This is a genomic window from Paraglaciecola mesophila (assembly GCF_009906955.1).
Classification (GTDB): Bacteria; Pseudomonadota; Gammaproteobacteria; order Enterobacterales; family Alteromonadaceae; genus Paraglaciecola; species Paraglaciecola mesophila_A.
This window is the reverse complement of sequence record NZ_CP047656.1, coordinates 793,459-816,017: the sequence shown is the minus strand read 5'-3', so window position 1 is coordinate 816,017 and position 22,559 is coordinate 793,459. Positions and strand designations below refer to the sequence as shown.

At 42.3% G+C, this 22,559-nt stretch carries 16 protein-coding genes; 8 read left to right on the top strand and 8 right to left on the bottom strand.

Annotated elements, in window-relative coordinates; genetic code table 11:
- Positions 1–144: 144 nt before the first annotated feature.
- From FX988_RS03335 to FX988_RS03315, 5 genes are all read left to right on the top strand, one after another.
- The gene (locus tag FX988_RS03335) at positions 145–1,797 is read left to right on the top strand and encodes a cation:proton antiporter (protein ID WP_160178336.1); all 1,653 of its coding nucleotides are present in this window, start codon (positions 145–147) and stop codon (positions 1,795–1,797) included.
- Between the two features lie 182 nt (positions 1,798–1,979).
- On the top strand, positions 1,980–2,252 hold the full coding sequence (locus FX988_RS03330; protein ID WP_160178335.1) for a helix-turn-helix transcriptional regulator: 273 nt from the start codon (positions 1,980–1,982) through the stop codon (positions 2,250–2,252).
- A 5-nt stretch (positions 2,253–2,257) separates the two neighbouring features.
- Positions 2,258–2,968, top strand: coding sequence for a hypothetical protein (locus FX988_RS03325; protein ID WP_160178334.1), 711 nt, complete (start codon positions 2,258–2,260; stop codon positions 2,966–2,968).
- Positions 2,969–3,099: 131 nt separating this feature from the next.
- A complete protein-coding gene (locus FX988_RS03320) occupies positions 3,100–3,387 on the top strand; it encodes a hypothetical protein (RefSeq protein ID WP_160178333.1) in 288 nt (95 codons plus the stop codon).
- 186 nt (positions 3,388–3,573) lie between these two features.
- The gene (locus tag FX988_RS03315; protein ID WP_160178332.1) at positions 3,574–4,338 is read left to right on the top strand and encodes a siderophore-interacting protein; all 765 of its coding nucleotides are present in this window, start codon (positions 3,574–3,576) and stop codon (positions 4,336–4,338) included.
- A gap of 105 nt (positions 4,339–4,443) precedes the next feature.
- Here FX988_RS03315 and FX988_RS03310 read toward each other — a convergent pair whose 3' ends face one another.
- The 3 genes from FX988_RS03310 to FX988_RS03300 all read right to left on the bottom strand — a co-directional run bounded on the left by FX988_RS03310 (position 4,444) and on the right by FX988_RS03300 (position 10,999).
- Entirely contained in the window at positions 4,444–6,573 is a 2,130-nt protein-coding gene (locus FX988_RS03310) for a TonB-dependent receptor (protein WP_160178331.1), read from the bottom strand.
- 151 nt (positions 6,574–6,724) lie between these two features.
- Positions 6,725–10,066 carry a mechanosensitive ion channel domain-containing protein gene (locus FX988_RS03305; RefSeq protein ID WP_160178330.1) on the bottom strand — a complete coding sequence of 1,114 codons (3,342 nt, stop codon included), beginning with the start codon at positions 10,064–10,066 and terminating at the stop codon, positions 6,725–6,727.
- A gap of 27 nt (positions 10,067–10,093) precedes the next feature.
- Positions 10,094–10,999: an AraC family transcriptional regulator gene (locus FX988_RS03300; RefSeq protein ID WP_160178329.1), complete on the bottom strand. Its 906-nt coding sequence runs from the start codon at positions 10,997–10,999 to the stop codon at positions 10,094–10,096.
- A 196-nt stretch (positions 11,000–11,195) separates the two neighbouring features.
- Between FX988_RS03300 and FX988_RS03295 the strand changes: the two genes are divergently transcribed.
- Positions 11,196–12,191, top strand: coding sequence for an aldo/keto reductase (locus tag FX988_RS03295; protein ID WP_160178328.1), 996 nt, complete (start codon positions 11,196–11,198; stop codon positions 12,189–12,191).
- Here the strand turns inward: FX988_RS03295 and FX988_RS03290 are convergent.
- The 5 genes from FX988_RS03290 to FX988_RS03270 form a co-directional block, all read right to left on the bottom strand.
- The gene (locus tag FX988_RS03290; RefSeq protein WP_160178327.1) at positions 12,188–12,619 is read right to left on the bottom strand and encodes a MarR family winged helix-turn-helix transcriptional regulator; all 432 of its coding nucleotides are present in this window, start codon (positions 12,617–12,619) and stop codon (positions 12,188–12,190) included. The two genes, FX988_RS03295 and FX988_RS03290, sit on opposite strands and share 4 nt — an antisense overlap.
- A 93-nt stretch (positions 12,620–12,712) precedes the next feature.
- The gene (locus FX988_RS03285) at positions 12,713–15,094 is read right to left on the bottom strand and encodes an EAL domain-containing protein (protein WP_160178326.1); all 2,382 of its coding nucleotides are present in this window, start codon (positions 15,092–15,094) and stop codon (positions 12,713–12,715) included.
- Between the two features lie 81 nt (positions 15,095–15,175).
- The gene (locus tag FX988_RS03280; RefSeq protein WP_254700709.1) at positions 15,176–16,474 is read right to left on the bottom strand and encodes a sensor histidine kinase; all 1,299 of its coding nucleotides are present in this window, start codon (positions 16,472–16,474) and stop codon (positions 15,176–15,178) included.
- Between the two features lie 8 nt (positions 16,475–16,482).
- Positions 16,483–17,157, bottom strand: coding sequence for a response regulator transcription factor (locus FX988_RS03275; RefSeq protein ID WP_160178324.1), 675 nt, complete (start codon positions 17,155–17,157; stop codon positions 16,483–16,485).
- Positions 17,158–17,347: 190 nt separating this feature from the next.
- On the bottom strand, positions 17,348–17,815 hold the full coding sequence (locus FX988_RS03270) for a hypothetical protein (protein WP_160178323.1): 468 nt from the start codon (positions 17,813–17,815) through the stop codon (positions 17,348–17,350).
- A 235-nt stretch (positions 17,816–18,050) separates the two neighbouring features.
- On the opposite strand from FX988_RS03270, the gene FX988_RS03265 reads away from it, so the two are divergent.
- Together FX988_RS03265 and FX988_RS03260 are read left to right on the top strand one after the other, a co-directional pair.
- A complete protein-coding gene (locus FX988_RS03265) occupies positions 18,051–21,401 on the top strand; it encodes an MHYT domain-containing protein (protein WP_160178322.1) in 3,351 nt (1,116 codons plus the stop codon).
- A gap of 37 nt (positions 21,402–21,438) precedes the next feature.
- Entirely contained in the window at positions 21,439–22,434 is a 996-nt protein-coding gene (locus FX988_RS03260) for a two-component system response regulator (RefSeq protein ID WP_160178321.1), read from the top strand.
- Positions 22,435–22,559: the final 125 nt, after the last annotated feature.

Here is a 22,559-nt window from a genome sequence, read left to right as displayed (position 1 = left end):
TGTATTCAAATAGACATGTGAGAAGGTGCGGTATATTCTACTTATTCCGAAATTCGCTATAAATATCATTTGCGCATCCTTTTTGTTATAAGTTTGTTAGGGCGATGTAGCGCTGGGCTGAATTTAAAATTTGGATAAGTATAGATGGACTCTGTTTTACTAATAATTTTTATCTCTTTGGCAATAGCAACCGTGCTGAATATAGTGCTGAAGAAGCTTTCTGTGTCACACATTATTGGCTATATCATTACCGGTACTATCATCAGCAATATATTCCATTTTGGCGACAGCGAAAAGTTACATTCGCTAGACCTTATAGGTGAATTTGGCATCGTATTTCTGATGTTTACCATTGGCTTAGAGCTTTCTTTTAATAAGCTCAAAAAAATGAAGGAACTGGTGTTTCTTAACGGATTTGTGCAAGTTGCTGGCAGTGCCTCTCTAATATTTGCCATGGCCCACTATGTATTTACACAAACAATTACCGCGTCCGTCATTATTGCCCTTGCGTTTAGCTTGTCCTCTACGGCTATTGTGCTCAGTTACCTGAAGAAATCAAAAGATGTCGTCACGCCTTACGGTGAGAAGTCGGTGGCTATCTTAATTTTTCAAGATTTAGCGGTCATTCCTATCCTGTTATTGATCAGTTTTTTAGCTAACAGCGAGCTATCTGTTGGTGATGTATTGTTAAATACTTTGCTATCAGCAACCCTAGTGATTGTGTTTATGTTTACGCTAGGTAAAAAAATCATCGAATGGTTGTTACACTTTTCTACTAATGCGAAATTAGAAGAGCTGTTTTTGGGCTCGGTACTGACCATCGTCATCGGCGCGTCGATACTGGCCCACGAAATGGGATTTACTTATTCCCTTGGCGCATTTATCGCAGGCATGATCATCGCAGAAACAAACTTTCATGTGAAAGTAGAATCTGATATCGCTTCTTACAAAGATATTTTACTCGGTGCATTTTTCTTTTCTATTGGTACAAAAATAGACATTGGCTATTTCTATCAAGAGTTCTTCTGGGTCCTGGGCGTTCTTGCGCTGGCTATGTTAGTCAAAGCGCTGTTTATTTTTGCCCTTATACGGCGCAAATCGAATAAAAGTGACTCAGTTAAGACGGCTATTGCCTTGTGTCAGATAGGTGAATTTTCGTTTGCGATATTTTCGTTAGCGCTAAGTGAGAATATTATTTCCAATGAATTGGGCAGTTTCCTCATCTTAGTGACTGTACTTTCTATGATTGTGACCCCGTTTATGGTCAATAATATCTACAAGTTGGCTTCGCTTTTTGTCGTTGAATTTTTTGAATCAGACAAAATCACCCCTATTAATGAGCAACAACACACTGTCATATGTGGCTTCGCTATCGTGGGTCGAATTGTAGCCAAAGAACTCAGCACAAAAGGCATACGTTTTGTGATTATCTCCGATAACTTACAACACGTTTTATTAGCGCGGGAACGGGGGTATATGGCTTATTTTGGGCATCTAGATAAACGCCCTGTGCTCGAGTCTTTAAAAGTGGATGAGTCGGCAAGCGTTATTCTGACTGTGACCAATTTACTGAAGAAAAAAATTATTTGCCAAGCTGTATTGGATTTCTCACCTCATGCGAAAGTGATCGTCAAGATTAATAGTCAGGCAGAGAAAAAAGCACTGGATGGTATGGGTATATGCGCGTTTGTTCACGCGGAACATGAAACAGCGCGATTATTAGTTAAGAAAAGTTTGGCCCATAGAGTTGGCGCAGACTCTAGCTCGAAAATTGAGCAGCCTAACCTAAGTAATTAAGCTAGTTGCAGTAGACGTTTTGTCGATTAAAATATAAACAGATAGAATAACAAAAGGCTAGGTGCTGAAATTTTGTTCTAGCTTAGAAAGGGAATTATCTTTACTTGACTGTCGTAAAATAGTTACCATTGAGTGTCGAATTTATTAACCGCTTTCTTTATTGAACTTTAGGCTTCAGATATATGGATTTACAGAGTAGTGAACTGCCTGTTATTTTAAGAAACCTCAGAAAAGAGGCGGGCTACACACAGGGTGAACTTGCGCTTAGAGTAGGGTTAAGCCGAGAAACTGTTTCTGCGATTGAAAACAACAAACCTGAATCATTACGTACTTTACAAATTGAAGTCGTTAAAAAATGGTGGTCTGTTTGTCGTACTAAAGCGAAAGAAGAGACCCGTAACAACTTCGTTAATCAAATTGTAGGCTACTTTAAATTTATCACCGATAGACTCTAGTCCGCGTGTTTATTAGCTCTACACGCATTCCAAAATTCGTTGGTTCTATTCTTTTTGTCTGTGCCGGTTTTTTAACATACGGCGACAGCTTACTGTTTGAAAAAATTTATCTTGCTTTGTTGGGCTTTGTTGCGGTGTTGTTTATTCGCGACATTAATTTAGTGAGTATTATTGTTATTTCAGCAGGAGCGAACTTATCCTCTGAGCTGCTGTATCCTCTTGTTATTAGTGAGCAATTTCAATTTCCGTTAAAAATACTAACTTACTTAGTGGCCTGCTGGACCCTACTTAAGGTAAGCGAAGACAGTATGCGCTTGCCGACGGTTTTGGTGGTGGTGCTTTGTTTAGTGACTGAGGGCTATTGGTACATCAGTAAGCAAAATGCACCAATGATATTCTGGTATGTGTTGCTCCTGACGATAAATCTATGGGTAAGGCACTTTTTGTTCGCCAGAGTCTTTATTATGGCGAAGTATTTTCCTAGCCAATATCGCTCATTAAACTTAGATCACTCTTTGTATCAATTAGTCTTCTTCTATATTTTGCTGCATCAATTTATTTTGCTGGAATACATATTGCGCCGGGTTTTTGATGTCTCTAGCACCTATGTCTACTACGCTGCACCTTATATTTTCCACGGGTTGACCACGTATTCAGCCCTCTTGGTCTTATTCCAAGGCTACATTCTTATCTCTAAAAACTGGTTTAAAGCGTAAACACCTGTTCAATTAAACATACTATTTATATGCTCATAATTTAACCTTGTATGTGACATTGCCGATAAATATCCTTGATAATCACTTTGGTGGAAATTCGTCCACTTAAGATCATACATAGGATATTTATCATGAAAAAATTAACACTTACTGCCACTGTTGTTTTATCTGTTCTTGCTTCTAGCTCAGCATTCGCCATAGGCACGGGTGGTAAAATGGTTCCTCCAAGCTTAATTGGTACAGGTGGAAAAATGGTTCCTCCGGCTCTTATAGGCACAGGCGGTAAGATGGTTCCTCCTAGCTTGATTGGTACCGGTGGTAAAATGGTACCGCCAGCTATTATCGGTACGGGTGGAAAAATTGTACCGCCTAGTTTAATTGGCACGGGCGGTAAAATGGTGCCTCCAGGTCAACTCTAAAAACGGTTAGCACGACGGTTGTTCAAACCCATGCTGACAATAAACAATGTAAAGAGCGCCTGCATCACTATGATCAGGCGTTTTCTATTTTTGAGATTTTTGACTAAATAATAATTATTCTCATTTGTTCTTGATAAATGAATTTTTCCTGATATAGTTGATATAGTCAACTATATAGGAGGGATTATGAAACCCCAAGTACGTTTAGTTAAAATTATCCGCATAGAATCGCTTTCTCCGCATCTTCGCAGGATTGTCTTTAGTTCAGACCAATTAGCTGGTTTTCCAGAAGGAAAGGAAGGGGCGCACGTTAAAGTACTCGTGCCTCATGAAGGTGAAATCTATCCTGAATTAGCGCTTGACGCATCGCGACCTGCTTTTAAACGGTCGTACACCATTCGCAGTTTTAATGCGCAAACATTGGAGCTGGCAATTGATTTTGTAGTCAATCGGCATGATGGGCCGGCGACAAATTGGGCGGTGAACGCCAAAGTAGGCGACTTTGCTGGTATTGCGGGGCCAGGAGCGCCCAAACTAACTGATTTCAGCCAAGAAAATTACTTGTTAATCGGCGATCTAACGTCACTCAACGCGGTAAATGGGTTTGCTAAGTATATTCCTAAACATTCAACGTTAAAGTCAGTCATAACGGTGCCAACCCGCAGCGATATTATTTCAATGGATGCGGGGGAGCATTTAGAGGTGGAATGGCATATAGAAGACGAAGCGATACATTCTTTTGAAGATAGAGTTGAGGCCGCTGCTAAAGCGTTACCCAATGATAAAACTCATGTGTTCTTTGGCCTCGAAGCAAGAAGTGTACGAACCATCAAAGGGATGCTATTACATGATCTTCAGTACGACCGTTTAAATTTGTTTGCAACGGGCTACTGGAAAAAAGGGGTTGATGCCGATAAGTTTAATCGTCAAAAACAAGCTGCGCCACTCTAATAATGTAGGGTGAAAACATGCGCAACGCCCCTACGTGAGTAGGGGGGAATGACTTCTTTAGCTTTCCATCTCGTGCTGCTTAATGATGAAAACTCATAGATTCCGTTAGAAGCTATAATTGGCCCCAACGTATATGGCGCGAGGTTGACCACCGAAGTATCGGTATGATCCGAAAGCGTAGTCAGCTCTGCTAGCGTACTTTTGGTCGGTCAGGTTTTCTAGCTTTGCTGTTAGGTTAACACGTTTATTTAATTGCCACTGACCGCGTAAATGCAGTAAATCATGTCCTTGGTATTCGTGAGCATTTGCCGGGTCAAGGTAATAGCGACCGATGTGTTGCCATTCTAATTCAAGCTCAGTTTCAGCGGTAGGTTGCCAGTTTATTCTTGCATTTCCCTGATGACGCGGAGCGGTGTCAATGTCATTGCCACTTATCACGCCGCTACTTGGACGATCAAAATCGTATTCGTGTTGCGCATAAGCATAATTTACTGAAATACTTAGGTTCTCAAGTAGTTGGTATAGCGTACTGAGCTCAATGCCTTTATGATCCGTTTCACCATCGGTTACATTCAAGCCATCGTCATCCCGAAAGAAGAAATGATCTTTTTGCATGCTGTAGATAACGGCTTGAATTTGTAGGTTTTGAAAAGCACTACGCACGCCAGCTTCAATACTATTTACTTCTTCTGATTCTATTGTGCCAATGGTTTGTTGATTTTGTAGCCGGTACAAATCAGTGGTTTGAGGGGCACGAAATCCGTTTGTCCAGTTGGCAAATAAAGATACATATTCATTCAACCTATAATTAGCGCCTATTTTGGCACTGGTATTGTTGAAACTATCATCCCGATCTGCTGGGCGTTGATACAAACAGCTTACTTCTTCATCATCATTATTGACGCAAAAAGAGCCGTCGGCTTTGGTAGTGCCATCACTGATTAAGTTGTTGTAATCGTAATCTGTATAATCAACACGCAGGCTTGAATTGACGCTTAACGCGTTATTGACTTGCCAATTAACTTGTATGAATGGGGCGAGAGTAGTGGCATTAACCTCATAATCAAAATGCACACCTTGTTGGCGAGCTTTACCAAAACTAAACATATCACCTTGTTCTTGAGTTTCTGTCAGTTCACCATGAGTCCAGTCGGCGTCTAAACCCACGACAAGTGCAACGGCACTGTTTACCTGCCATTGGTAATCAGAATTCAGACCAACACTGTAGTGGCTATTTTCCTCGATTGCTCTTGAAGGCAAATAGTGCTGCCTGAACTCCATGCTATTTGTACGAAAATAGGGGGTGAAATTTAACGCTTGATTGGCGTCTAACTGGTAATTGATGTGACTAGCACCACGCAAGGATGACCATTGACGATAGGCGTCTGTATCGCAGTTTTTTTCCATTGCTGAACGGTCTTTGTATAATTCACTCGGAGCAAAAGTCGAACTGAAGCAGCCTTCGCCGTTATCCCCTGAGGCAATAAATCCGGCGGTGTCTTGGTCAAGATCAAATCCCGATAAGGTGCTTTGAATTGTTAACTTGTCTCGCTGAAAATCATGCCTAAGTCCCAACTTAGTGGAAGTAAATCCACTTTCATCTTGATAACCTCCATCATCAATAACTTGTAGCGTTAAGCCAACCCCTTGAGATACCTCAGTTGTGTTGTCAACATGGCCTACGGCACCATTAAACTGAACGCGCTCGTTCGGGCCAAATGTGATCTCAGCATTTCCGCCGTTTTGCGGCGATAAACTCAGCACATTGATTACTCCGTGAACCGCATTAGAGCCATACACTGCACTGTTAGGGCCTTGGATCACTTCAATGCTATCGGCTTGGGCCAAGTTCAGTTCTGCTAAGCCGTTATTGTTGGCAAATCCTGCTGCACGCGTTGCTATACCATCTTGCATAAATAGAAAGGCACCACCGGCTCCTGGTCCAGTAAGAATTGGCGAGCGTAATGAAGGTAGGTTTTCAACACCATTATTAGCTTGCACATAAACACCGCTTGCGCGATTTAGGATATCACTGGCCAGTGCTGCATTAACCCGCTCTATGTCCTCTTGATTAATACGCTCTACGTTACTATCAAGAGCCATGACATCTGTTTTTGAGTGAGCGCCGCTTACAATAATCACCTCAACAGGAGGCGTTTGCTCCGCAACAGCATATGAACTGTGTATGAGAATGGAAAGCATAGTGAATGGGAAAATGGTTTTAGGAGAAAGCATGAATACCTTATTTAAATCTGAAACTTAAGGATTTATGCTAACCGGATCGCCGCTCATGTGCCAAAGAAAATTCTCGATTTACCCATTTCTTTGTGAATGATACTTAAATGAAAAAGCCCCAAGGGAAGTGCCCCGTACTTTCTAAGCATGTTTATTTTAGTGGGCTATCAGATTTGGTTGTGGCGATATTAATATCGATTGGGTCACGCATATTTACGTGCACATCTTGTTGAGGATACGCTATTTCAATTCCCGCTTGTTTGAAGGCTTTTTCAATTTGCATATGGAGTTCGTGCGTCACCATAGCTCGGTCTACGACAGCACGTGCAAACACCCGTAATTCAAAGAGCAAACTACTGTCACCAAAGGCCAGAAATAAGGCTGCAGGAGCGGGATCTTGGTATACATTGTGGTTATGATTCGCTTCGTTTAATAAAACGGATACGACTTTTTCTGTATCACTGCCATAAGCGACGCCAACGGGGATGACGATACGGGTAACGGGGTCTGACAAGGTCCAGTTGATGAAATCTTGCGTGATAAAGGTTTTATTCGGAATGATCAGCTCTTTTCTGTCCCAGTCGCTTACTGTGGTGGCGCGGATCCGAATTCGGGTGACTGTGCCACTATGCCCAGCAATTGTGATCGTATCGCCCAAGCGGATAGGGCGTTCAAATAAGATCACGATACCCGATACAAAATTAGCCACAATTTCTTGTAATCCAAACCCTAAGCCGACGCCTAATGCTGCAATAAGCCATTGTAACTTTGACCATTGGGCACCGAGAATATTGACTGAAACGATGATGCCGACAATGACGATGGTGTATTTCAACATAGTCGTGATGGCATAGCTGGTACCCGGTGACAGATTTAACCGACCAAGCACGGTCATTTCCAGTAACCCGGGTAAATTTCGCACCCCGATAACACTGATAAACAAAATAGCTAAACTTAGCAGGCAGCTCCAAAGTGTGATGAGTTGCGCGGGAGTTTGCGGATCATCACTACTAATTTCCCACATAACAATATCGTCAAGCGAATAGGCTATGGGTGAAATATCCTGCCATACTATTGAAAGGGCTCCTAAGAGTACTAGCCAAATAATCAGCCGAATGACAGCTTTGGTTTGACTAGTAATGGTATGCCTATCTAGCTCTTGTGTATCGATAATATCAGGAACGCCTTCACCTGATTGTTCAGCGGCTTCTTGTTGCTCATTGGCAAGTAAAGTGGCTGCGCGTTTAGCGCGTATTTTTTCAAATGCGACTCGTCTTGCTTTGACAGAGATAGCGCGCTCTGATGTGTAATACACTAACAAAGCCAAAGTACACAAAACGGCTGTTTCTAACATCAATGCGAGGATGCGTTGCGCACTGTATTGATAGCCAATGGCGGACAAAATGATTAAAAATACCGGTACCAAAATAAGCAGAGAATAGACAAAGTAAGAAAATCGCTTAGATGTATAAAGCGAGCTACGGTGGCGATAGTAGGCGTTACGCGTAACCCTTGTTCCCGCAATGGCAAGCGAAGAACATAAAATAATAAGCGCAAATTGCCCTAAATCTTCACGAATTTCGACACTCGCTTGATTGGTTAGCAATGTCATTATGATGCCAACAGGAATGAAAACAATAATGAGTAACCTGTTGTTCTTTCGCAGTAATGCGAGGTTGGATTCACTCCACCTGAAATGCACTTCACCCAATCCATTTTTTCGCACAAGTTGCAGCATGAACTCAAGGTAAATCATCATTAATCCACCAACGAAAAATGCATTGCTTAAACTGTTGGAAAAGCCCGTTTGGGTATCGCTAAGCAGTGCTAAGGCAAACAACAATAATGCGGGAGGTAAGGACAAACCTAACGTAATGGCTAGCCCTTCAAGGGTGAATTGAAATGCATCTGTTTGTACCTTTCCAATATTAGGGGCGATATCTGTTAAGCGTTGTTTTAAACGCTTTCGTAATATTATCGTGAGAACAAAAGCACACAGTATTGTGAATAAACTAATTTGTTCTTGTTGCACATTACGCACAATAGCTTGTACTACGTTTTGCCAATGTTCCGTGCGAAACAGCCACGCCGCAGAATCGCCTGCTGCCGCTACCGTTTGTACGTTAAATGGCGTAGCACTTGGGATCCAAAATAAATTACTTTCTAATAGATCACTGTAGGTTTGACTTCTTTGACTCAAGTAACCTAATTTATCCAATAAAACTGATAAGGTATCCACGTGCTGTGTATAGGCCGAACTTAGCTGAGAAATAAGCTCTCGTCGTTGATTGATCAGGTTGTGCGCTTCATCCTTCCAGCGTGTATTGTCTTTGCCTATTTGGGCCATTAAGGGTTTTACTTCTGGTACGTCGTATGGTGCGCGCTTCTGGTTAATGCTAAACATAGCCACTCGGTTATCGACCAATAGCATTTCCGTTTGTTTGATCGCTTCACTGCTATTGATTACGCTCGAAGTTTGCTCCCACTCCTGTCGAAGGGCGTTACCAAAGACCGCCGATGATTCATAAACCTCGAGCTCGAGTAAGCGATTGAGCGAAGAGAACTTATTATTCAGCTCGTTTATTTGTGTTTGAATTCGATTGAGTTCATCACTGGTATTATCTTGTTGCTCGGATAAAGAGGCTGCCTGTTGGGCTAATACTTCATTGTGTTTGGCGATATCACGCAACGATTTTGGGGCGCTAATTAAAGAGGCCGTAACAGCCTGCAGTTGCGATAATTTAGAAGCATTCGCTTTGCTATCTAATTGACTCTGTAAGGCAGTGAGTTTATCACGCAAGTTAATAGCGCCATTGAGCCTCTTTTGTTCAAAAGATATTTGCGCTTCAAGTAGTGCGAGATGGTCCGGTCGATAGGCTAGGCGCTGTTTGATTGCATCAATTTTGGACTGCAACATTTTTCGTTGGGCAGTCTGAGCGATATTGTCGGCTAATTGGTAAGGGTTGTTCTTATCATCAGTGCTCAGGTTGTTGTTAGTCGCATCGATTGCCGTTTGGGTGTCACTGATAATCTGACGAAGTAATAAACGGCGTTCGTCATCGAGGTTGGCTTTCAGCTCAGATGTGGTTGCACGCAAACTTGTGACTTTACCCTCCATGTCATTTAGTAAGCTCAATACAGTTTGGCCATCCAGTGGCTCATTGGGTAATTGGGGCGCAGAATAGCGAGCTTGTTGTTGCTCAATTTTGCTCAGTGCGTCAGGGGCGTCTTTAATCGCTTGTCGGTATTTTAGACTTTGTTGCTCATATTGTTGCGCTGCCCTAATGTCATCAATTGCTTGCTGGTAGGACTTTTCTATCTGGTCTTTTTCTTTATCAGAAATATCAGCTGCATCCGCGGACGCTTTTAATCGTTGCTGTATTTCTTCAACACTTGGTAATAAATTATCATCGCCGTAGCTAGTTGTAGCGATTACTAGGCACAATAAAAGCGAAAAACGGATCCAGAACGAAAGAAGAGATGATGTATGCATAGGTACCCTAAGTGTATCGACATCACATCATACCCTAGTTAATATCCGCGCGTCTTGTGCAGGGGGCACAGAAAATAGGCGACGATACTCTCGACTAAATTGTGAGGTGCTCGTGTAGCCAACCTCGTAAGCGGCAGCAGTAGCATTGTATTGTTCAAATAGCATCTTTCGTTTAGCTGCATGTAAGCGTACGGTCTTTATATATTGAATAGGACTTGTATTTGTTGCTGCTTTAAAATGGTGATAAAACGAAGACTCACTCATGTTGGCTTTACTGGCTAAGCTAGGTATATCCATAGTTAACGCGTAGTGCCTATTGATGTATTGCAGTACATTGGCGATTTGATATTGCTGGCGATCTTGACAGGCAAAGCTTCGTAGCAATGCACCATGTTCATCATTTAGCACATAATATATGAGTTCTTTAAGGGCGAGTTGCCCTAATACATGGGCTTTTACCTTGGATTGAGCAAAATCTAACAACCTAGATAGGGTATTCTGTATATCTGAGTGTATCGCACTGACGTAAATACCACGGCTAGCTGGGCTTAGCGCATCGGCAGTATGTTCTGAGAGCGATTGAGGCTTGGGTTCAAGGGGCATTTCAACGAGTAACTCATTTATCATTTGAGTATCAAGGCTAATGCGTGCAGCAAGGTAGGGGGTGTCTGAACTTGCTTGTAATATCTGTCCTTCTAACGGCAGAGGCACGCAACTGACCAAATAGTGCATCGTATCGTATAAATAGCGCTCTTTGCCTAAGAATGCTGCTTTCGCGCCTTGTAGTACCATATAAATGCTGGGTTGATAGATCACCGGCATAGGGGAAGGCGTGGGGCTATCCCTACGAAATAGGCTTAAGTGGGGGATACAGGTAGCAAAGTCACCTTCATGTGAGGCCATGCTTAGGGCTCTACAAATCAAATTATTCACAGCACGTCCCTCTGTTATATGTTCATTTGAATACTTAATTTAGTATGCCACGTCATAACACGATGAAAAGGTGATCCCAGCGCCTTTGGAGGATTAGGCAAACTAATTCGAGTATCGCCCACATAAATCAACTTTTTCTTGGCGTAGTCTTTAGATGGATTTTGACTGTTGATTTATATAATGAGAGGTAAAAAGCATGCAAACACGATTGTTAGGTGAGCAAGGTTTGGCGGTATCTGGTGTCGGTTTAGGCTGTATGGGGATGTCGGATTTCTATGGCTCTCATGAGCCTCATGATTCATTTGCGACCCTTAGCCAAGCTCTCAATAGCGGAGTAACCTTTTGGGACACCTCGGACATCTACGGCCCGAAAACTAACGAGTTATTACTCGGACGCTACTTCAAAAAGCATCCTAGGGCACGAAATAACGTCACCTTGGCCACTAAGTTTGGCATAGTACGCGATAATAGCGGCAATTTTATAGAATTTAATGGTAGACCTGAATACGTTAAGCACGCCTGTGATGCAAGTTTGCGACGCCTAGGGGTTGATTGTATCGATTTGTACTATCAACACAGAATGGATCCGAATGTACCCATCGAGGATACCGTTGGTGCCATGGCGGATCTCGTTAAACTTGGTAAAGTCAGGTATTTAGGACTATCCGAGGCGGGTGTCGATAGTTTAACGCGAGCGTGTAGGGTGCATCCCATTAGTGCACTACAAAGTGAATACTCTTTATGGAGTCGCGACATTGAAGGACATATATTACCTGCCTGTAATGAGTTAGGTATTGGCCTAGTCGCTTATAGCCCACTTGGGCGAGGGTTTTTAACTGGTGCATTTACTAGCCGCCAAGATTTTGAGCCGGGTGATTGGCGTTTGAACAACCCTAGGTTTACAGAGCAAAACCTCTCGGCTAATTTGGCTCTTGTTGATGAAATAAAAGCGATTGCTCATGATGTAAATTGCACGCCTGCACAATTAGCATTGGCTTGGGTGCTGCATCAAAGTCAAAACTATGTGTGTATTCCTGGTACGCGCAGCCCGAAACGGGTGATGGAAAACGCCGGTGCTATGGCGCTTAAACGAACGGGCACCCAATGGAAAGAGATCGCTGAGCGCATTGATAAGCATAAAATCCACGGACTTCGTTATCCGCTAGAAGCAATGCGCGCCTTAGGGCGTTAGACTTTGCTTGGCATTAAATTGTGTGAAATATGCTGGGCAATGTCTTCAAACTGTCGTTGTTGTTCAGCGCTTAAACCTTGCGTCATTTGGGCCTGAATTTTCTCTTGCGCATGCTGTAACTGCTTCATCAATTTTTTGCCTTGAGAATTTAAGGTTAAAATTTGACTGCGTTTATCGTCTGGATGCGCATTCTTATCGATGAGTTTAATGGTTAGAAGCTCTTTTACCAAACGTGCAACTTGGGCTTTGTCCCTGACCAGTTTAATAACAATGTGATTTGCTGTGCAGTCAGGCGTCTCTGCGATAATCTTAAGGCTGCGAACATGCATAGCGCCTATGCCTAATTCGCTGGCGTTTATGGCGCTTCGAACCGTTAACCTGTAACGCTCAGAAATAGCGAAAATGTGTTCGATGAGTTGAGAATGCATAGGTTTAAACCAGTAAGAAATGTTGGTTGATTATATCAACATTGCGCCGTTGCTATCCAGTGACTAGCGACCAATAATTGATGACGTCAATAACTATAGAATATCGCCAGAGGAGCGCATCGTGCTTTTATTCATAGCCGATTTAGATTTTTCGAGCATGGCATTGAACTCTTCATATGTTAGCGGCTTAAAGAACAAGTAGCCTTGACCATACTTACAGCCCATTTTCTGGAGAATATTGTGCTGTTCTTCTGTTTCTATTCCCTCGGCGATCACTTCAATTCCCAATTTTTTTGCCATCACGATAATCGCTTCACAAAGTATTTTGTCATTACTGACTTCGCTCATGGAATGGACAAATGACTTATCAATTTTCAAAAAGTCAGTAGGGTATTTTTTTAGATAAGAAATAGATGAATACCCGGTACCAAAATCATCTAGCGCGATATCGACACCCGCTTGGCGAAATTGAAATAGCTTATTGGAAACGCTGGTATTTGCATCCATTAACAGGTTTTCAGTTATTTCGAGTGTGATCGCTTGTGGAGGCGTTCGAGATACCAACATATGTTGTAACCACTGGGTGATGCATCTATCAGGGTCAGTGTAATGAACAGGGGACGTATTAATGCTGAGCTGTAGGTCGGGGCAAAGTGTTTTGCGCCAATATTTGGCATCTCGGCACACTCGCTCAAAAACCCAATTGCTAATATCTATTATTAAGCCCGTTTCTTCAGCTATAGGGATAAAATCGTCCGGGCAAATAAGTCCTCGTGTTGGATGTTGCCAGCGAATTAGCGCCTCAGCTTTATTTACGTTACCGTTATTCATATTGACTATGGGTTGGTAAACAAGAAATAGCTCGTTGTGTTCGATGGCATGGCGTAAGTCGGTGATTAAAGTCATGCGCTTTAACGCGGCGTTCCGCATACTCTTGGTGTAGTAGTGATAGTTGTTTTTACCGACGCCTTTGGCGCCATACATGGCTTGATCTGCATTTTTAAGCAGGCTTGCTACGTCTTCTGCATCGTCTGGGTAGATGGTTATCCCAATACTGGCGCTACTATGTACAACTTCACTTTGTAAATGATAGGGCTGCTCAATCACTTTCAGAATTTTCTGTGCCGTTTTTTCAAGTCCGCCGAAATCGGTTATATCGTTTAAAATGATAACAAATTCATCACCTCCTAAACGTGCAACGGTGTCTTTATGGCGAATGCAACTGGAGATCCGCTTGGCACAATCAATCAACAGCGCGTCGCCAACCCCGTGTCCTAAGGTGTCATTGATATCCTTAAAATTATCTAAGTCTAAGAACATGACGGCCACTTGTGTTTTATTTCGTTGTGCAGCGTCGAGCGCTTTTTTTAGGTGCTCGCCCATAATGTTGCGATTGGGTAGCTGGGTGAGTTCGTCAAAGTTGGCTTGATGCCAAATTAAATCGCTGCTTTTCTGACGTTCTATCGCTATGCTTGCGATATTAGCAAACATTTCTATTCGCGCGAGTTCCTCTTTATTGGGTGTGGCTTTTTTGGAATGATAAATGGCAAAGGAGCCAAGTACTTTTCCATTTGCCGCTTTAATTGGTTCGGACCAGCATGCCCCCAATTTCGCTTTTGCCGCGAGTTCAACCCAAGCTGTCCAATAGGGGTGGGTAGTAATATCCTCGACAATAGTACGTTTTCCAGTAAAGGCTGCAGTGCCACATGAGCCTTGTCCTAGACCGATTTCGACGCCATCGATGGCTTGGTTATAAAAATCAGGTAGTGAAGGAGCGGCGCCCGAGTACAGGCAATTATCTTTCAGTAATAAAATACTGCATTTTTGATTGTGGTATTCACTCTCTATGGCTTTTACAATGTCCAACAATACCGAATGAAGTGATTCAGCGTTCACTATTTTTTCAAGGATGGTGTTGCGTACTCGGGTTAACTTTTGCGTTTCATCCAGTTGTTCTTGGTAGCGCTTCATGGCTTCTGCGGCTTGGGTAAGTACCTCTTTTTGTAACTCACTCTCTACCATGCTGGCTAAATCCTGCAACGCGTGTTCATCAGCCGAACTGAACTGTTTAGGGGTGGTATCAAATACACAAAGAGAACCCACATGGTAGTTATTGATACTGATTTTTACACCAGCATAAAAACGCAGTAGAGGGGCGTCGGTGACAAATTCACTGTCTTTAAAGTCATCATCTTTGTGTGTATCGTTAATAACGAAAACATCATTTTTAGTGATGGTATAGGCACAAAAAGAAATATCGCGAGACAATTCGGTCGCGTCGAAGTTATAGACTGATTTATACCACTGACGTTCACTGTCAATAAACGAAATTGACGAAAACTGACAACCAAACGTATGTGCTGCTAATCGAGTGATGCGGTCAAAGCGTTCTTCGGCTTTAGTATCTAATATATTTAATTGATGTAACGCGTTAACACGCATTGCATCGTTGTCAGGTCTTGGGGCCGGCTTCAAGAATATACTCCCATACATTACATACCGTACGTTACGCAAACTAACCGTAGGTGTAAATATGGCCTTTAGTATGATGCAACTTCAGGATATTTCGACTTTGAAGTCCACTTTCACTAAGTAACGTCCTGGCTCATCTATGATTTGGTATTGCCATTTGTGACGTTGAATAATTCTTTCACTTAATTGTAAACCTAACCCGTAACCTAATATGGGCTGCTGTGTCGTTTTTATTTGATTATTCGTGTGAGGAACATTGTCTCTATGTTCTTCATTGGCAATTGTGACTACGCTACCTTGTTGAACAATGTGCACATGTCCATGTTGGGTATGTTGATAGGCATTACGAATAAGATTACTCAGCACAATATGGCACGCTGTACCATCCGTATTCAAACTAAATGGGTTACACTCTACGCTGACTTCGACGGCTTTACTGTTAAGTAAATAACGTAACTCGGTAGATAATTGATGGATTTTTTCATCCAACTGAATCTGTTTCAGTTCGACGGGTTGGGCTTCATCATGACTTAACCACAGCAGGGTTTCGGTCAAGTCGCTCATTGTCAGTCCCGCCCGCTCAATACGCGCTAAAGTCAGCTGTTGCTTTTCGTTTAAGATTGCTTTTTCACATAGACGTTTTAGTAATTCAACGTTACTACGAATGACCGATATAGGTGTACGCAGCTCATGACTGGCATAACTTAAAAAGGTTTTCTCTCGAGCCAAACTTTGATGGACGGAATGCAGGCTACTTTGCACTATCGTCGCCAACGTATTCAGTTCGTTGTAAGTAAAGTCAGGGGGCGGGTGTTGTACGTTTTCGTGGCTAAGAGCTTTCGCCCAATCTCTTAAAGACTCAATAGGTTTGGCCACTTTACGCATCAACACAATAAGAAGGCAGGTGAACATAGCAATAACTAAAACTGCGGTAATAACAATCCAGTAAAAACGTGACAAATAAGACTTCTGTTTAAGATGTGGATTGAGTTTCTCTAACATAATTTTGGAGATATACCGAGGTTCACCCTCTTGGTTGCGTATGATCGCGATAAAGTAAAGGTTGGTTGGTAATGAAAAAAATGAGTTTTGATCTTTTGACTTAAAGAGCTCATTTTCTTCAAGTGGTGGGGAAAACCGTTCTTGAATGATAGTGGGGGTATCCTCCCAGCGGCTTGCTATCTGAAAATCGGCAAATTTGACTGGTTGACCATCTTGCACCTTAGAGGTCATGACTAACTCGCGCATGACGCTGTTTAATCCCCGATCTAATCCGTCAATATAGTAACTGACCGTGAGCATTGACTGCCCTATTGTCATGATGGAGCCGAGTAATATCATGGTAATAAAAAAGTACAGTTTTAAACTCGGTCTGATTTTCATGGCACTTTTCATTGCGCGGCCTCTTTGATAACGAAGCCCACGCTAGCTATGGTATCTAAAGAAATTGCGCTTTCATGGCGTTCTAACTGCTTACGCAAATGATATATATGAACTTTTAAACTATTGCTGTCGGGTTGATCATCTCCCCATACCGCTTGAATGATGTGTTGACGCGTGACCGTTTTCGGAGACGCGCGCATAAGCACTTCAAGGATCCCCAAAGCGGTAGGTGACAATTTTAATGTCTGTTGGTTAAGTGTGGCTATTCTCTGGGTTAAATCTAAGGTTAACCCGCCAACCATTAGACGTTTGGTTTCACCGCTTCTTCTTCTACTTAACACTTGGATACGAGCAATGAGCTCCTGCATAGCGAATGGTTTTACCAAATAATCATCGCTGCCGGCATTAAATCCCTCTAACTTGTTATCTAAGGTGTCTCGAGCGGTAAGCATTAACACAGGCGTATCAATGCCAATTTCACGCATTCGTTTACACAGGGTGATGCCATCCATTTTTGGCATATTAATGTCCAAAATTATCACCTGATATTCCGAGTTTTCAATTAGGTTAAGACCCATCAATCCGTTACTCGCATGATCACAATCCATTGATTCGAGCTCGAGGTAATCGACGATTGTGGTGGCTAAATCAATATCATCTTCAACGAGTAATACATTCATCATTTTCTTAAGCTCCCTGAGTTGAAGGCGCCCCTGTGCCTAACCAGTAACCCCAGAAGCGCTTAGCGAAAATACGCTAAGCGGGCTTGTGGGCATTGATGCCATTTGGCAATGACCGCGTGAGGTAAAGTTGCGTTTATATAATTCATTACCTGTAGCATAAAGGGGGTGGCGTTAACACAGGGTTAAGGTATTACAATTTGCACTCTAGATATTGATTTAATAGAGGTTTAATTGAATCTATCGGGAAATTACTATGAATAACAATGCTTTGACCGCTGTTGAGTATAATTTGAATGTCTTCTCGAGTTGTTCCAGCTTTTCGTAAGCGGATACTGTGCATATCATCGAAATATACTGTTTCATGAACATTGCCATCTTTGAGGCATAGGTTATCTGTATGGATTTCTAATGTCGGAAACTGCACTTGACGAAATTGATTTATCCAATAATGCAAAGAATACAGTGTTAATGATATCAAGCTCAAAGGCCCAATAACAATAAGGGACGTGCGCAGCATAAATTCAATTTGTTGCCACGAATAGCGCTCAAGAATCCATACTAAGTAGGCGCAAGAACAAACGAAAAGTGCAAGGGGAATGTAAAGACGCTTGAGAATTTGAATTTTATGTTTACTCTTTTGATAATCAAAGTGTTGCATAACTCTCCATTTGTGTGACATACGTTGTTTAATGAATAACCATAAAGCGTGGTTTTTCAGCCTAGAATTATAAATGAATTTTACTTAAGGTCGTGGGAATTTTATAAACTTACGCATTATTGCGTTTCTTTTTTTAGAATTTCAGGGGCCGTTTTAAAATTAAAACTGGCTTTTTTCTACGAAAAGTCGATATCTTAATTATACTAATCAACATTCTTATTTAATTAGCCGTATTATGTTTGAAGCTGTTACTTCTGTTTTTTCTCCTGTCGATGATAGTTTACTAATAGTAGGGGATTTTGATCCTCTCTTAGTTGTGATTTCAGTTTGTCTGGCTGTACTAGCTTCGTTTATGGCGATGCAGGTTTCTACTCAAGCTGCACTTACCACTGAGCCGGTTAAACGTAGAGCATTAACGTTAGTTGGCAGTGTTACCTTGGGTGGCGGGGTTTGGTCAATGCATTTCTTAGGTATGCTGGCTTTCTCCCTTTGTACGCCAGTGACATACAATTGGCTTATTACAGCGTTGTCTTTTATTCCAAGCATTGGAGCGTCGTGGGTTGCACTAAGCATCATCATTAAAGATCAAGTTTCTGCAAAACACCTCATGGTTGGTGGGGTACTGATGGGAGCAGGCATCGGAACCATGCATTATGTAGGTATGGCGGCGATGGAAATGGCACCGTTGTTACGATACGACATAGGGATGTTTTTATTGTCTATCGTTGTAGCGGTGTTGTTGGCCATATTATCTCTGTGGATCCGTTTCAGCCTTACTTTTTTAGACAAGGTCAAATTTGGTGAGCATTACCGAAATGGTATTTCCGCCGTTATTATGGGGCTGGCCATCTCTGGAATGCACTACACAGGTATGGCGGCTGCACGCTTTGTTCGCCCCCCTGGGTTTGAGTTTTCACAACAAGATAAATACATCTCTCACTATTTAGGTTTCTCAGTCGCTTTTATTACTGTCGGTATTATCGTTTTGGTGCTTGCCATCAATATGGTCATCAAATACAAAGAGTCGACACGAAGAGCAAAATTTAATGAAGCGAAGTTAAGAGCCACCATTAATACTTCGGTAGATGGAGTCTTAGGATTTGATCGCCATGGCATCATTGAAAGCGCCAACGATGCCTTATGTGATTTACTAGGTTGGAGTGATCATGAGCTAATAGGTCAAGATGTACGAATATTAATGCCCAATGAACGCATCGCTGAATTTAATCAATATTTAGATATGCGATTAAGTGGTACACACCCGGACAAAACGAACAAAGGGCGCGATACAACTATATATCAAAAAAACGGTCGATTGATCCCTATTCGTCTAGCCATAGGGTTTGTTGAATTAGGACAAGAAAGTAATTTTGTCGCGTTTATATCTGATTTGCGCTATCGAGTCGAAATGGAAAGAGCACTGCGTCAAAGCGAAGCTCAGTTCCGTTCCCTTATTAGCAATATTCCGGGCATTGCTTATCGATGTGTAGATAACGAAGAGCGTCCGATGGTGTTTATCAGTGATGCCATTGAAAGCATATCTGGCTATCCTGCTTCTGATTATGTGGGTACTCCCCCTAAGCGCTACTTTCACGAACATGTACACCCTGATGATATTGAAGAGACTGTAGCAAAGGTCAACGGACAGCACTTGTATAAAGTAGAGTACCGTATTTACAACGCTAAAGGCGAAATACGGTGGTTACTTGGTTATGGAACACATGCTGAAAACACTGAAACCGGAGAAAAGTGGCTCGACGGCTTTATCATGGATATTACAGAGCGTAAAGAAATGGAGCAGTCGTTACTGATTGCAAAAGACAAAGCAGAACAAGCTGCTGCTTCAAGAGCGGCGTTTTTAGCTAATATGAGCCATGAAATTCGCACGCCGATGAACGCGGTTATCGGCTTTAGCGATATTCTACTCGACGATGTATTTGAAGCAGAGCAGCGCAAACATTTAACCACTATAAACCAATCCGCCAAATCGTTATTGCACTTGCTAAACGATATTTTGGATAGCGCAAAGTTAGACAAAGGCAAATTTGAATTAGAAATGCGCGACTTCTCTTTAATTGAAGAGGTAGACGCCGTTGTTTCTACACTGTGGTTGCAGGCAAATAAAAAAGAATTGTACTTGAATGTGAGCGTAGCTCCTGAGGTCGCCGGCGCGTTTCATGGAGCGCCAGATCGCATACGCCAGGTGTTGACTAATCTGGTAGGGAATGCGATTAAATTTACTGTTCTGGGCGGGGTCGACATAAAAGTGGGTGTGAAACCCAGTGGTTGTATTGAATTCTCTATTATTGATACGGGGATCGGTATGACACCAGAACAACTTGCGGTCGTGTTTGACGCCTTTGGGCAAGCGGATGCGAGTATGAGTCGGCGCTTTGGCGGCACGGGCTTAGGGACGACCATTAGCAAACAACTTATCGAACTAATGGGCGGCAAAATATCTGCTACCAGTACTTATGGCGAAGGAAGCTGCTTTTCATTTAGCTTGCCACTTGCACCGCCTAAATGTGAGGTGTCGACTGTTAAGCAGAAACAAAAGTGTACATTACCACCGCTAGACATATTAATTGTGGATGACATTCAGCAAAATATCGATTTATTGACGCTGCTTATGACAAGACAAGGTCATAATATTGTTACAGCACGTGACGGTAAACAAGCGTTGGTACGAATGCGCAACGATAAGATTGACGTCGTGCTGATGGATGTTCAAATGCCTATTATGGACGGGTTAACCTCGTCACGAGAGCGACGTAAAGAAGAGCAAAGTCAGCAGTTGACGCATATTCCGATTATTGCTTTAACGGCCAGTGTATTAGCTGAAGATCGCCAAGCAGCCATTGATGCTGGTATGGATGGTTTTGCCAATAAACCGGTAGATATTGATTTACTCAACGTCGAAATAGCCCAAGCTTTAGGTGTCGATTTAACCTGCGAAATAGAACCTGTTGAAGCCAATGACAATAGCGATTCGCATATCGTTAATGAGCGCAAAGGTGTTCTTATGTGGGGAGATAGAGTAACCCTACTTAAAGAAATCGCACTTTTCGTAAATAATAACGAAACGACTATTTTGGGATTAAAAGACGCGTTAGAAAATCCAGATTGGTCTGCAATCCAAGCGCAATTACATACACTCAAAGGATTAAGCGGAAATTTGTCCTTAACTCAGTTGAGTCAGTTACTTAGTGATGCTGAACGTTGCGCAATGCTGAGCTCTGTTGATAGTATTAAAAAGGTATATTCAACCATTGAAGATGCGTTTAGCGTAGTGAAAAACTATATCACCGCCCATAGTGAGAAGACCGATTTATTATCCTCTGGGGATACAGCAGACGTTGAGGCCAAGGATTCGATGTCTACAGAACAATTGCTTGTATTAGTCGAATTGCTGATAAAATCAGCCCAAAATAATGAATACAATGAAGATGCCGCTGATTCCCTTGTCGCCGGAGCCAGCAAAGTGAATTTAGAGCGTTGTAAACGGATCCAAGAGGCGCTCGATGACTTTGAATTCGAAGATGCGGTGCGAGAGTTACAACTGCTTAAAGAGCATGCTCTTTCCTAATCAAACAGCGTGAATATTAACCAATGAATATATTGCTATGTTAAGTGACCAAAACAACAAACAAAAAGTGCTTATTGTTGATGATGAACCGGCGAACTTGCGTGTTCTGAAAAAGATCCTTGGTGACCTGTATCGTCTTACGTTTGCCAAAAGTGGTGACGAAGCATTGCGTTTGGTCGAGCGGGAGTTGCCTGATTTAATTTTACTCGACGTTATGATGCCTGGTATGACAGGTTTTGAAGTGTGTCAGGCGTTAAAGAGTCAGCCGATGAGCAAAGGGATCCCGGTGATGTTTGTGACCGCCTTAAGTGATGACGTTGATGAGGCGAAGGGATTTGATGTAGGTGCGGTAGATTATATTACAAAGCCTGTTTCCCCCGCTGTTGTAAAAGCTCGTGTACGTACGCACTTATCTTTAGTACAAGCTGACGAATTGCGACGTACACGTCTGCAAGTGATTCAACGCCTCGGGCGAGCCTCTGAATATAAAGATAACGAAACTGGTACGCATATTTTGCGTATGAGTCATTATTCAAAAATCATGGCGCTTGCACTCGGTTTAAGCGAGAACGCCGCTGACAATTTACTTCACGCTGCGCCTATGCATGACATTGGTAAAATTGGCATTCCAGACAGCATCATGCTAAAGCCTGGTAAACTTACAGATGAAGAGTTTACGATTATGCAAAGGCATCCAGAAATTGGAGCTGAGATCTTGGGTGAATCAGATTCTGATTTAATCGAGTTAGCAAAAATCGTGTCTTTAACCCATCATGAAAAGTGGGATGGCTCAGGTTACCCGAAAGGCTTAAAAGGCGAAGAAATCCCCCTTGAAGGGCGTATCGTTGCAATAGCCGATGTATTTGATGCATTAACAAGTAAGCGCCCCTATAAAGATGCTTGGCCCGTAGAAAAAGCAGTTGATCTTATTCAATCGCAAAGCGGCAAACATTTTGATCCCAATATTGTTGTCCTTTTTCAAAGCTGTTTACCGGCTATTTTGGAGATTAAGGAACGTTGGCAAGACGCCTAATTAATCGGGGCTATGAGTTGCCCCAACACCCCCAGTATGCTTTTAGGGCACTACAAGCACCCACTATTTTTTAGTCTATATAATTTACCTTGCCCCGTGTCTATTTTTGCGCACATCTATTAATG